This window comes from Pseudomonas sp. AC239 (assembly GCF_979258545.1).
Genome location: NZ_OZ409864.1, coordinates 2,743,153 through 2,756,745, shown reverse-complemented (window position 1 = coordinate 2,756,745; position 13,593 = coordinate 2,743,153). Strand labels below are relative to the sequence as shown.

The 13,593-nt window shown below is 58.1% G+C and carries 6 protein-coding genes; 3 read left to right on the top strand and 3 right to left on the bottom strand.

The genetic code is table 11. From position 1 onward, the window contains the following. Nucleotides 1-4 precede the first annotated feature (4 nt). The 3 genes from ACZ0AZ_RS12445 to ACZ0AZ_RS12435 all read left to right on the top strand — a co-directional run bounded on the left by ACZ0AZ_RS12445 (nt 5) and on the right by ACZ0AZ_RS12435 (nt 10,865). Complete coding sequence (locus ACZ0AZ_RS12445) at nt 5-3,571, top strand: Tc toxin subunit A-related protein (RefSeq protein ID WP_463570855.1); 3,567 nt, start codon at nt 5-7, stop codon at nt 3,569-3,571. Continuing rightward, on the top strand, nt 3,568-8,016 hold the full coding sequence (locus tag ACZ0AZ_RS12440) for a SpvB/TcaC N-terminal domain-containing protein (RefSeq protein WP_463570857.1): 4,449 nt from the start codon (nt 3,568-3,570) through the stop codon (nt 8,014-8,016). Before ACZ0AZ_RS12445 ends, ACZ0AZ_RS12440 begins: the two co-directional genes overlap by 4 nt. Nucleotides 8,017-8,567: 551 nt before the next feature. After that, nucleotides 8,568-10,865: an RHS repeat-associated core domain-containing protein gene (locus ACZ0AZ_RS12435; protein ID WP_240783236.1), complete on the top strand. Its 2,298-nt coding sequence runs from the start codon at nt 8,568-8,570 to the stop codon at nt 10,863-10,865. 100 nt (nt 10,866-10,965) lie between these two features. On the opposite strand, the gene ACZ0AZ_RS12430 is transcribed toward ACZ0AZ_RS12435, so the two are convergent. The 3 genes from ACZ0AZ_RS12430 to mdaB form a co-directional block, all read right to left on the bottom strand. Further along, a complete protein-coding gene (locus ACZ0AZ_RS12430; protein WP_310408221.1) occupies nt 10,966-11,859 on the bottom strand; it encodes an NAD-dependent epimerase/dehydratase family protein in 894 nt (297 codons plus the stop codon). A 103-nt stretch (nt 11,860-11,962) separates the two neighbouring features. Continuing rightward, nucleotides 11,963-12,874, bottom strand: a complete 912-nt coding sequence (locus ACZ0AZ_RS12425) for a LysR family transcriptional regulator (protein ID WP_039759645.1) — start codon at nt 12,872-12,874, stop codon at nt 11,963-11,965. A gap of 126 nt (nt 12,875-13,000) precedes the next feature. Beyond that, nucleotides 13,001-13,591 (bottom strand): NADPH:quinone oxidoreductase MdaB, encoded by a 591-nt coding sequence (gene mdaB / locus ACZ0AZ_RS12420; RefSeq protein WP_016771795.1) that lies wholly within the window; start codon nt 13,589-13,591, stop codon nt 13,001-13,003. Nucleotides 13,592-13,593 lie beyond the last annotated feature (2 nt).

The following is a 13,593-nucleotide window of genomic DNA, read 5'->3' as shown; positions in this document are numbered from 1 at the left end:
GAACATGAACACCCTGAATATGGAAAAGCAGTTGGAGGAAGGCCTGCGCGATGCTCAGGTAGCCTATTACCTTCATCTGAAAGACGGACCAACGAAAAACACTTCTGCTGAAACGCTTTACGATAACTTCCTGTTGGACCCATTCGTCAGTCACGATGTCTCGACGACGCCGGTAAGCTTCGCGATATCCAGTCTTCAACACTACATCGAACTGATCATGACTCGTCATTCCTCTGATCATTCGCCGACCGAGGAGCAGCGTTCCTCGTGGCACAATATTTTGAGCCACTATTCCACTTGGGCAGCCCACCAGCAACTGATGTATTTCCCGTCGCTCTATCTCGACCCTGCATTGCGGATCGATAAAAGCGAAAATTTCTGCCAATTGGAAAACGACTTGACGCAGGGTCGGCTCGACGCTGCGACCGCGCATAAAGCGATACTGGGTTACCTCACGCGCTTTGAGGAAGTGGCGAACCTGAAAATCCTCAATGGTTATATTGATGGCGATGACGTCACTAACGGTGTTTGTTATCTGCTGGCCAAATCACGCACAGCTGATCGCTACTATTGGCGCTCGCTCGATATGTCGCAGCGACCTGAGAAGCTGATCGGCGAAGGGAAGAAAAAGCGCCAGCGTCCTGAACCTCAGGCCTGGAGCCAATGGAAAAAAGCCGATGTACCGATTTCACAGAACGCCATCGAACATACCATTCGGCCCGTCTGGTTCAACAATCGGTTATTCATATTCTGGGCAGAAAGTTACCGTCAGCACCCCGGCCAGCTTGCAGATCAAAGTGCAACGGGCAAGAGCAACCCGCAGCTGAAACTCAATTATGCATGGCGCAAAATCGACGGGAACTGGAGCCTGCCGGCAACCTGCCTTGAACGTTTTTTTGAGAGCATCTGGAACGCCCTAACACCAGAGCGATTCAATCAATACGTCGAAATCTACGCTTATGAGCTGAACGATAAGATCGCCATAGGAATTGCGTTGGGTGCGAAAAGCCTGACTGGCGATATCGATAAGAATTTTTCGGTTTCGATAACCGCTGGAACTACCGCAGAAAATGATGCAAAGGAGAACGGTGCAAAGGAGGATGATGTAAAGAAGCAATTGAAGCTTACGATCGACTTCCTTTCACTCCGAGAAGTCTTGATGGCGAAAAACCACAAGATCACTGACTGGAAGATTGCCACTAAAGAGTCGTCGCAGACTTTGCAGTACAAGCCCGACGCCAGCAAAACGTCTCCAGACGCTGATGACCAGATCAGCCTCAATACCGGTTTCGCCTCCGAGATGATCCGGCGCGCGGAGAACAGTCTGGACGAACTGTTCAACCTCGACTCACCGAAATCCGAGTTTTCCGCGCCGAGCTCATCCCCCACGCAGGCGCTGGATTTTCATGGCGCTTACGGCCAGTACTTCACAGAACTGTTTTTATACGTGCCATGGGTGGTCGCGACCCGATTGAATACCGAGCACCGTTACGAAGAGGCGATGACCTGGGTCAATTATCTCTTCGATCCTTGGGGGCAGGACAAGGCTAGCCAGCCACAGCACTGGAAGTCAGAACCCCTGAGTCCTGTCGAAGAGCCCTCCTATGCGCAGAACAATCCGTATGACCCGCATCAGATCGCGCTCAGCCATCGCGTGCATTTTCGCAAGGCCGTGTTTTTTCTTTATGTCGACATACTGCTCAATCGCGCTGACGAGGCTTATCGCCGCCTGACAACCGAGAGCCTTGACCAGGCGAAGTCACTCTATCTGCAAGCGCAACATCTGCTCGGCGCTCGGCCAGTGATCAACCGGCGTAACGCCCTCTGGCAAAGCATCACACTGGGCGAACTGGTAACCGATCAGCCTGAACAGGATCTTGGCGTGAACGACAAGATCTCGCCGAAACCCGGATTGCATATTCCCTTCCACCCGCAATTGCTCAAGCGCTGGGATCAGGTGGAAAGTCGCCTGTACAACTTGAGGCATGGTCTGGACATCGCCGGTAAACGCAAACCCGTTCGCGTGTACGAATCGCCTCAAGAGCCGCGCGCGCTGTTGCAGGCCGGCAACGTCGGTGGCGAGAGCGGTACGCGATCGTCTTTTGCCTCGACGCAGATCCCGCATTATCGCTTCAGTGTGATGCATGGGCAGGCGCTGAGCGCCGTTGATAGCCTGATCCAGTTCGGCATTACGCTGCTGTCGCTGATAGAGCGTCAGGAACAATCGCAACTCCAGGAGGTGCAGCAGCAGCAAGCCTGGGCACTGGCGTCGCTGTCGGTTGACTTGCAGACGCAGGCATTGCGCGCCGAGCAGCAGAATCACAAAGCGCTGCTAGTGGGCAAAACAATCGTGCAGCAGCGGTTTGAACATTTTGAAAGCTTGCTCAAACAGGACCTCAGTGTCGAGGAGGCCAGCGCCAGTCAGTTGTACTTGCGCAGCGGTGTAGCCGAACAGCTGGCGTTAGCCTCCCAGGTCGGTGCCGGCGCGTTGATGCTGGCGCCAAACACCTTCGGCCTCGCCAATGGCGGCATGCGCTGGGAAGGCGCGCTGCATGCCTTGACCGCACTCGCCCAAGGCGGAGCGGCCGCTGACCGAACCGCAGCCAGCCATCTGGATCGTACGGCGCAGTTCAGTAGACGACGTGAGGAATGGACGCTTGCGCGCGACCAGGCCGCACTGGAGTTGACCCAGATTGCCTCCCAGTTGACATCGATGGAAGAACAACAGAAAGCCGCAGAGTTATTGATTCGCCAGGCCCAGACAACATTGTCCCAAGCCAGGAGCAACCACGAGTTCCTCAGCAGGCGCTTCACCCAGGCGCAGTTGTATCAGTGGCTTGGTACGCAGCTTGCTCCTCTTTACAGCCAGGCCTACGACATGACACTGGCGCTGTGCCAGGACGCGCAGGCCGCGTGGCAATACGAGATTGCAGATTTCAACACAACGTTCCTGCCGCAAGGCACCTGGCAAAACAATCAGCGTGGGCTTGGAGCCGGAGAGCACCTGAAGCTGGCTTTGATGAAAATGCAGGCTGAATACTTGCGGCGCAATCACCGGGAACTGGAGATTCGCAAAACCGTGTCGTTGCATCAGCTCAAAACCGGGAAAAAAGAAGACTGGAACAGCGTCCTGAATACTTTCAAATCCACGGGCAAGTGCGATTTCGAACTCACAAAAGAGCTGTTCGAACAGGATTACAGCAATCACTATCTGCGCCGGATCAAAACCATCAGCGTTTCCTTCCCGGCAGTTCTCGCTCCGTACGAGAACGTCCGGGCGACCCTGATGCAACTCTCCAGCGAAGTCCAACTGACCTCAGCAACAGACTCCATCCTGAGAAACCAACGGGTCAACGAAATCATTGCGCTGTCGACCGGTATTGACGATAACGGCCTGTTCACTCTCAATTTCAACGATGAGCGCTACCTGCCCTTCGAATTCACTGGCGCCATTTCCAGTTGGCGGCTGTGCCTGTCCGATAAGGATGGGCAAACGACTTTCATCGACTCGCTGACTGACGTGCTCATACACATCAACTACACGGCCAGGTCGGCAGGAGGCCAGCAGTGAGCCGCCCGGAGCCCTTGTCCATCAATATTCCCGCGTTGCCCAAGGGCGGTGGCGCCATTCAAAGCGTGGGTAAAGGCTGGGGGCCTGTCGGACCGACCGGCGCTTCCAGTTTCCAGCTGGGGTTGCCGATTTCGACGGGGCGCGGGTTTGACCCGTCCCTGACCCTGGGCTACTCGAGTTCGGCAGGCAACGGTGTGTTCGGCATCGGTTGGAGCCTGCCGACACCGGCGGTGACGCGCGTGACCGCCAAAGGCGTGCCGACCTACACCAGCAAGGACGAAATCGCCGGCCCCGACGGCGTCGAGTGGTATCCGGCAGAATCGAGCAAACAAGATCGGTACAACGACCTCGATCTAAAAAAAAGCTATGCGGTTACGCGCTATCTGGCTCGCGTGGAAAGCGCTTTCGACCGGATTGAACATTGGTCTGCCGACGATGACCGCGCCGGCTTCTGGCTGGTTCATGGTGCCGACGGAACCCTTCACCTGTTCGGCCGTCAGGCCATCGCACGACGGGCCGACCCTGCGGATCCACTGCGGGTCGGTGAATGGCTGTTGCAGGAAAGCGTCAACGCTTCAGGCGAGCACATTTTCTATGACTATCAGACCGACATTGAAGATGGAAAAACAACGGCACAGCGTTATCTGAGCCGTGTCTGCTATGGCAACGAGAAATCCCAGCAACACCTGTATCTGTGGCGTCCCAAGCGTCTGGAGGCCGTGCGCTGGCATTTTGAACTGATACTGGACTACGGAGGACGCGATACCGGGTATTCGCAAAAACCCGATTATGCCTCTGGCAATGCGGTCAATCGCGACGATCACGTTCTTGATTACGCGTACGGCTTTGAGTTGCGCACGAAGCGCTTGTGCCGGCAGATTCTGATGTTCCATTGGTTCCCCAACGAACTGGGTGAGGATCCGCAGTTGGTCCGGCGCTTGCTGCTCGACTACCGGCAGACCGAGGCGGGTTACCATTTGCTCTCGGCAGCTCATCAGCAGGCATTCGCTGACGGGCCGGCGCCCGAGAGTCATCCGCCTGTGGAGTTCACTTACAGCGAATTTGCACTGCGACCATCGCCCTCTGCCTGGGAGCCTTTCAGCCAGATGCCCAAAGTGGCCAGCCACCAGATGGAGTGGGTCGATCTGTATGGCGAAGGCCTGCCAGGGTTGCTCTACCAGCAGCATGATCATTGGCGCTACCGTGAGCCGCTGCGCGGCAAACCGAATAGCGAACAAGTCGTTTACGGCGAAGGGCAGCTTCTGCCCGCCATGCCTGTGTTGAACGGAACATCCCGACAATCGCTGTCCGACCTGACCGGTGACGGACGCCTGGACTGGGTCATTGCGCAACCGGCCATGAGCGGTTTTTTCTCCATGGCGCCGAATCGCTCGTGGACCGGTTTCAGCGCTTTCGATTCGTTTCCTCTGGACTTCTTCAACGACAAGGCACATCAAGCCGATCTGATGGGCGCAGGCTTGGCCGATCTGGCAGTGATCGGGCCACGCAGCATCCGGCTGTACGCCAACCAGCGCAGTGACGGGTTCGGCGCTGCCCATGAAGTCGCCCGCTCCGCTGACGAAGATAACCTTCCGGTTTTCAGCCATTCGAAGCAGGAGCTGGTCGCGTTCAGCGATTTGCTTGGCAGCGGCCAGCAGCATCTGGTACGCATCCGTCACAATGAAATCAAAGTGTGGCCAAACCTGGGCCGCGGACGTTTTGGCAAGGGTCGGGTTTTGCGTTGGCCGGGGCGTGCGCGGGAATCCTTCGACGCCTCGCGCATCCGTCTTGCGGATCTGGACGGTTCGGGCGCGGCAGATCTGATTTACCTGACAGCCGAACACGCGCTGATCTTCAGCAATCGCGCCGGCCACGGCTTCGATTCAGCAGTGACACTGGCCTGGCCCGAGAATTGGCGCTTCGATGATCTGTGCCGTGTCGATCTGGTGGACACCCGTGGTCTGGGCTGCTCCAGCCTGGTGATCCATGCGCCTGGCCATTCTCCACATCACTGGCGCTATGACTTCGTCCAGCACAAGCCCTACCTTCTGACCACTTCGAACAACAACATGGGACAGTCCACGAGCATCGCTTACCGCAGTTCCGCGCAGGAATGGCTGGACGAAAAAACCGAGCGCATGAAAGGGAACAAGGTCGACCTGACCTGCCACTTGCCCTTTGCCTTGCATCTGGTCAGGAGCCAGACGCAACGGGATGAAATCACTGAAAACCAGCTGACTCAACGTTTCAGCTACCGCCAGGGCTACTACGACAGCAAGGAGCGGCAACTGCGCGGATTCGGACTGCTGATCGAAAACAGCAGCGAAGCCTTGTCCAGCGCCGATCTCATGCCGCCAGGCAGGACCCGCCAATGGTTTCATACCGGCCAGCCAGGCGAGCCGTCGCGCCGCGGCTACGACGCGTCCGACAAAGACGCGCAGCGCTTGGGCAAAGTCTATGTGAGTCGGTATGAGGGAGAAGAAGAACTCGCCGTCGAAGCGAGCGATGAGGCTACCCGCCGGGCGATTGCCAGAGCCCTGTGCGGCCGCCTGCTGCGGCGCGAGGTCTTTGATCTCGGCGCCGGGTCGAAATCGCGCAAGCTGTTGCAGGTTGAAGAACACCGCTACCAAGTGCGCCTGCTGACCCCTCAAAAGGTTGCGCGAGACCACATCCGGGTACTGCCCCTGGAACTCGAATCGATCAGTTACAACTACGACGGCTTCGTTGCAGATCCGCAATGCGTGCACACGATCAATACCCGCCGGGACCGGTTCGGCGCCATAGAGCAGAGTTTCCAGATCCATTACGCCCGACGCCTGACCGCCAGTGACACCGCCCCCTTCGATCAAAGCCATGAATACCAATGGTGGAAAGATGCCCACGACCCGGCGCAACAGCGCTTCTACATCAGTGAGAACCGTGCCCGATACATTCACCTCACCGACGCGCAGGGCTGGCGTCTCGGCCTGCCTTGGCGCCAGCGCAGCCAGGCATACGAAGCTGGCAAGTCAACGGCGGTCGATGGGCTGAAGCCAAGCGACATCAGTTACGAAAAGTTCGAGAAATGGCTCATCGGCTCTGGCGTTGCGAAGAAAGGCGTGTTGACCAGGTTGTCGGTACAACGCTATCAAAACGCCCGGACCGGCGCTGTATTGCCCGACGGCGTGGCTGAATTTGCCGGCATTGGCGCCTACGTCGAAACAGCTGAGTTTGATCAATCTGCTCTGCGCGCTTTCGACACGCTGGCGCCCGATCTCCAGCCAGACGACGCATTGATGACACGTTTTGGCTATGAGCGCATGACCGACTGGCTCGCGCCCGCCGGGACGCAAGACAGGTTCTGGTCGGTCAGGAGCGGTTTCGTGAACGTAGCCTCGGGAAAAGGCTTCCATAAACCCCAGTCCCTGCAAGCCACCGCACTCCAGGGTCGGGTGACCGTAGAGCATGATGCGTATCACTGCTGTGTGCTGGGCATTCGTCAGGAGGATGGCTGCACCACCCGGGCCAGTTACGATTATCGAGTGATGGCGCCAACGCAGATCACCGACGCCAATGGCAATATCAATGAAGTGCTGGTGAACCCTTTCGGTCAGGTAATTGCCAGCAGTGTGCATGGAACCGAGCAGGGCCGACCGGTCGGATTCGCCAGTTTGAGCAGCTACCGACGACCGGACGCGCTCACACCGTCGAGCGTCATTGCCGATCCGCAGGGCGCACTGCAGAACGCTGCAAGTATCGCCGCCAGCGATGTGTTCAGCTGGATGGGCCGCATCGACGAAAACGCACGGCGCGACAGTGAATGGTTCAAGCGCTGCGTAGCACAGGGACTACTGTTGCCCGACGGCCACATCTGCACACGCGCCCGCGAACTGACCACCAGTGGCGCTCGGCTCAACGGTGACGCGCGACAGCTTGCAGCACTGATTACGCAGGCACATCGCGAGCCCGTGCACACCGCCATGTTGAGTGCGGACCGTTATCCCGGCGATCAGCAGCAGATCCGCATTTCCCTGACGTGCCTTGATGGCTTCGGCCGGGAGCTGCAAAGCAAACAGAAGGTCGATCCGGGAATGGCCTACTTCGTCGGCGACGACAACCGGCTCGTCCTCGAGAACGATGTCGCGCAGGAACGCGCCACAACCACACGCTGGTGCGTCACCGGCAGGCAGGAATACAACTGCAAGGGCCTGCCAATCCGCATCTATCGACCGTATTTCGCCGATCGGCACTGCTACGTCAACGATACGTCGATGCGCACACTGGACCATTACGACCTTCAGCATTACGACGCACTGGGCCGGCCGACCAAAACACTTCTGGCAAAGCAGGGCGCGATTTCATACCTGCGTCGCCGCCGTTATCACCCTTGGTACTCAGTCATGGAAGACGAGAACGACACCCTTGAGGAAGTGCTGCTCGCCACCTCCAAAGGAGTGCAAGCATGAGCGCCCGCCTGCACAACAACACACCTGACGTCAGCGTCGTCGACAGCCGTGGGCTGATGGTGCGCCACGTCGCTTATTACCGCAGCAGTGAGTCGCAGGTACCCGCAACTCCCAGGGTCACGCGGCAAACCTACGACACTGCCGGGCGCCTGATCGAGCAATGGGATGCCAGACAAGACGCACGAAAACTGACGCCTAATCGCACAATGTCGTACTCGCTGACCGGCACGCCACTGGGCGTTGTCTGCGTCGATTCCGGATGGAGTCTTTCGCTCGCTCAGGCCACCGGCCAGGCTGGCAGGCGTTGGGATCAACACGGCCACGTCTGGAACATGGAATATGATCGGCAGTTACGCCCTGTGAGGGTCGATGAACAATCGCCCGGTCAAGCCATGCGCGTTGCCGAACGCTTCACCTATGGTGATAGTTCTGCCGACTCCGCACAGCGCAATTGCTGCGGCCGGCTGGTGCGTCACGATGACAGTGCGGGCACGCTGTCGAGCAATGCCTACGCGCTGTGCGCAGAACCGTCCGACCAGACACGGCAACTGTTGATCGCTGCACAATTGCCCGATTGGCCAGACACCGTCGAACAACGTGACGCCCTGCTTGAGGACCGACGCCACACCACACGCTGGGAGTACGACAGCAGCGGTACCACGCTCAAACAGACCGATGCGAAAGGCCACAGCCAACGCTACAGCTTCAATGTCGCCGGGCAGCTCAAAACGCTGCATCTGAAAGTCGCCGACCAGCCCGTCGAACGCGTGATCATCAGCGACATCGAGTACAACGCGTTCGGGCAGATCCAGTCCCAACGGGCGGCAAACGGCGTGATCAATCGCGCGAAGTACGATATGGCCAGCGGTCGCCTCTGTGAGCTGAGTGCCTCGAAGGCTGGCCGGCTCCTGCAGGATTTGCAGTATGTCTTCGACGCAGTGGGCAACGTCTTGTCCATCACCGACAAGGCACAGCCCGCCAGCTTCGCGAACAATCAACAGGTACAGGCCGTCAGCCGCTTCACTTATGACAGCCTTTACCAATTGACCAGTGCCACCGGCCGCGAGGCACAGGCAGCAATCACCCAGCCGAAACTGGTGCCCGCAGCCAGCATGACCATCGGGGTCGGAGAGCTGTTCAACTACACCCAGCATTTTGCTTACGACACGGGCAGCAACCTGACGACGTTGCGCCATGTTCGCGATGGCAATCAATACACGAGAACCCTGAACATCGCCCAAGACAGCAATCGTCTTGTTGCCTGGAACCAGGGCGACCCGGCCACCGACACGGTCATGAACTCGGATGTCCATGGAAATCTGCTGACCTTGCAGCCCGGTCAGCCGCTGCAATGGAATGCCTTGGGCCAATTGGCTGGCGTGACACTGGTCAGCCGTGCCAACGGCGTCAATGATGAGGAGCGCTACACCTACGACAGCAGCGGCCAGCGAGTGCGCAAATCCCGCACGTTTCACGGCGGAACGCTTACCCATCGCGATGAAGTGGTTTATCTGCCGGGACTGGAGTTGCGTTCACAGAACAAACAGCGCCTGGAAGTCATTACTCTGCAGGCTGGTCGTTGCAGCATCCGTTATCTGCACTGGACCGAGGGCAAGCCTGCAGCCATGAGCCCGCGCCAGCAACTGCGCTATAGCCTGGACGAACCCTGTGGATCCTGCATGCTGGAGCTTGATGACGACGCAAATCTGATCAGCCAGGAAGCTTATTACCCTTTTGGAGGTACCGCCTGGAGCGCCGCGCGGTCAGTCATCGAGGCGCAATACACAACGGTGCGCCACTCGGGCAAGGAACGCGACAGCAGCGGTCTTTATTACTACGGACACCGCTACTACGCCCCTTGGTTGCAACGCTGGATCAGTGCGGACCCGGCCGGAACCGTCGACGGCTTGAACCTGTTTTGCATGGTGGGCAACAACCCGATCAGGTACAGCGATCACGGCGGCCTGCAGAAGTACGAATCGTTGAACCATCTGGACATTCCCGCCAGCGCGATCGAACGAGCCCCTCTCGCTCATTTGGTCGATCAACCGAACACTTCCTACGGTAGGTTCTCGGCAAAAACCCGGTGGTTGACCGGTACGCAAGCCGAAAATGCTCCGCCCGAGCCGAAGGCCAAGGCCAAATCCAGAAAAAAAGCGCATAAGCGATCCGAGTCCGACCCTGGCCCGCCCAGCGGAAAAAACCTGAAAAAATACATCGCACATGCCAGTTACGTCATGCGCGGCGCTTCTTCGGAAATGGCTACTTTTCATAATTTTCAAGGCAGCCCATCGGGAAACAATGTTTTTCCGGGCATTACCTCAATGCCGACAAAAATCCCCCAGAATCTGCAGATTCCAACGTTTGAAGGCGTTCGCAAGGATCCGCAATCGAGGAAAGACAATGACTTTCTGCCCACGGGTGATCTGGGTTCGTATTCGGTGACGGCGAGGAAACAGTTCAAGTCGGCCCTGCGTGAAGAGTACAAACGCAACGGGGTGATTCTGCATCCGGAAACAATGAAACTGATCATGAATCATGTTCGGGCACATCCCGAAATCCCGATCCGCGCAGGCGTTGCCGGCTTGCATGCTGACGTGCAGACCGTCAACGACATTGCCAATAAATTGCCTCTCAGGGACGGAAAGTTCGATTCGTCGGGCTTCAAACGAGCGCTGTCGGACAGCGTCGTTTTTGTCCAGAAACTGACTAACCCTGGACTCAATCAGGATTTCCCGGCTTGTGGCAACTGCACTGGCATCATCCCTGACATTGTCACTGTTGCCACCGGCATCCTGCCGTTAGGGCGCCACACCGGGACCTCTCGCCGAAGGCATATTTCCGGTTAATCGGAGAACGCCCTGTACCGGCTCAGACAATGGCGCAGGGCTTGGCAGCATCGGGCAGATTCGTCTGCCCGATGCCCCTTGCAGCATCGGAAGATGCCGCTCACACCATTTCTCGACGAATCCATTCCACCACCGACGTACGCTTCGGCACCCAGCCCAGCAGTTCGCGGGCATGTTTGCCGCGTACCCGGCTGTTGGAGCCGAGGCCGTAGTTGGCCATTTCATAGCCCCATTCGGCTTCGGCGTCTTGCAATGGCCAGTCTTGCGGTTTGCCCAGATTGAGGGCTTCGGCCATGGCGGTGGTCATGTCGATGAACGAGGCTTCACCGCTTTCAACAAAGTAGAACGTGCCCGGCACATTCCTGGTCAACGCCAGCAGATACAGGGCGACGACGTCTTCGATGTGCACGTTGGACCAGATGTTCTGGCCGCTGCCGACGTGACGCACCACGCCGCTTTTACGCGCCTGCTTGAGCAGTCGCGGCAGTTGCACGCTGTCGCGTTTCACTCCCAGGCTGTGGCCGTAGATCAGCGTGTTGCAGATCACCGCCGAGTTCACGCCATCCTGCGCCGCCGCGAGCACCAGATTGTCGATGGCAACGCGGTCGGCTTTATCGACGGTCGGTTCCGGCAGGTTGTCTTCGTAGTAAATGACGTCGCTGGATTTGCCGCCAGACGCATCGCCGACAATGCTCGAACCGCTGGTGTGCAGAAAGACTTTAGTGGAGCCGCGCAAAGCGTCGAGCAACGCTTCAACTGCGCCGCGATGATCGCTGCTGGCAGCGTTGATGACGGCATCGGCAGCACGCGCCTGTTGCGCCAGCAACTGGCTGTCATCAAGGGTGCCGATTACCGCATGCATGCCCAACGCTTTGATTTCGTCAGCCTGCTCGGCGCTGCGCACCAGACCAGTAACCTTGTGCCCGGCCTGCACCAGACCGGTGGCAATGGAACCGCCGATAAAACCGGCAGCGCCGGTAACGAATACGTTCATGGAGAAACTCCCTGCGTGAATAAGTGATGCAGCGAGTATCGACCGATAAACCCCGGCGAAAAACCCGCCACAGGCCAATTCACTCTTGCGCAGGGATCACGAATCAGCCCTTGAATTCGGCGCTGGCGTAGGCGGCGAGTTTGCTCTGGATAAAGTCGAGGAAGCACTGGATGCGCAACGCCAGTTGCGAGTTGCGGTAGTACACGGCGTTGATCGGCTGACGGTAGCCGCTGTTGAATTCACCAAGCAGGACTTTCAGGCGCCCGGCACGGATGTCGTCGATGGTCATGAAGTGCGACAGACAGGCAATGCCCTGCCCTTCCAGCGCCAGATGGCGAACGGTCTCACCACTGGAAGCGCTGATTGCCGGGCTGATCGGCCAGCGGTCGCCATGCACATAGCGCAGCGGCCACTGGTTGAGGCCTTCGTTGTGGGTGAAGCCGAGCAGCGTGTGTTCGCTCAGGTCTGCGACCTGCCGGGGCGCGCCGTGTTTTTTCAGGTAAGCAGGGCTAGCGACGATCATCAACGGACTGCAACCGAGCGAACGCGCATGCAGCGTCGAATCGGCGAGGGTGCCGATGCGGATGGCGACGTCGGTGCTTTGTTCCAGCAGGTCAATGATCAGGTCATTGCTGTTGAGTTCGAGTTGGATGTCCGGGTAGAGCTGCCGGAATTCGTCGATGTAGGGAACGATGGCGTGGAGCATGAACGGCGAGGCGGCGTTGATGCGCAGGCGTCCGGACGGAGTTTGCTGGCGCGAGGACAGGCGTTCTTCGAGTTGATCCATCTGGTCGAGAATCAATTTGGCCTGTTCGAAGAAATACTTGCCCTCCTCGGTCAGGTCCATGCGCCGCGTGGTGCGGTTGATCAGCGTGGTGTCGAGCTTGGCTTCGAGCTTCGACAGCGTGCGACTGACGGCCGACGGCGTCTGGCCGACCTGCTCGGCGGCGGCGGAAATCGAACCGCACTCGATCACGCAGACGAAAATCTGCAACTCATCGGATCTGGCTTTCACGGGTTCCCTCTTTGAAATCGCCAAGATCGCAGCCTGCGGCAGCTCCTACATTGGAATGCATTCCCCCTGTAGGAGCTGCCGAAGGCTGCGATCTTTTGCTGTGACCCCGATATTAGCCTGAAAGCCTCAAGCCTTGAGGCCAAACACCTCAGTCAGATGCTGCTCATAGCGCACCACATCATTGTCGATGTTCGGACGCTTCATTACGTCAACGCACAGGAAGGTCGGCAGCGCGGTCATGCCCAGAAACTCGTTGGCCTTGTGGAATGGGAAGTACACGGCGTCCACGCCTTTGGCTTCGAAGAAATCAGTCGGGTCATCGAAGGCTTGCTGCGGCGCGTTCCAGGTCAGCGACAGCATGTATTGCTTGCCCTGAATCAGACCGCCACTGCCGTACTTCTGCGAAGCATCGGAACGGGTGCGGCCGTCGCTAGCGTAGAGGCTGCCGTGGCCTTCGGTGAAGACTTCGTCGATGTACTTTTTCACCGTCCACGGCGCGCCCATCCACCAGCCCGGCATCTGATAAATGATCACGTCGGCCCAGAGGAACTTGGCCACTTCTTCGGCAACGTCATAGCCCTCGTCGATAAACGTGGTCTTGACGTCGACACCGCCGCGATCGAGCACGCTCAGCGCGGTTTCGTGCAGGGTGGTGTTGTAGCGGCCATCGGAGTGGGCGAATTTTTTACCGCCATTGAGCAGCAGGACTTTTTTCATCG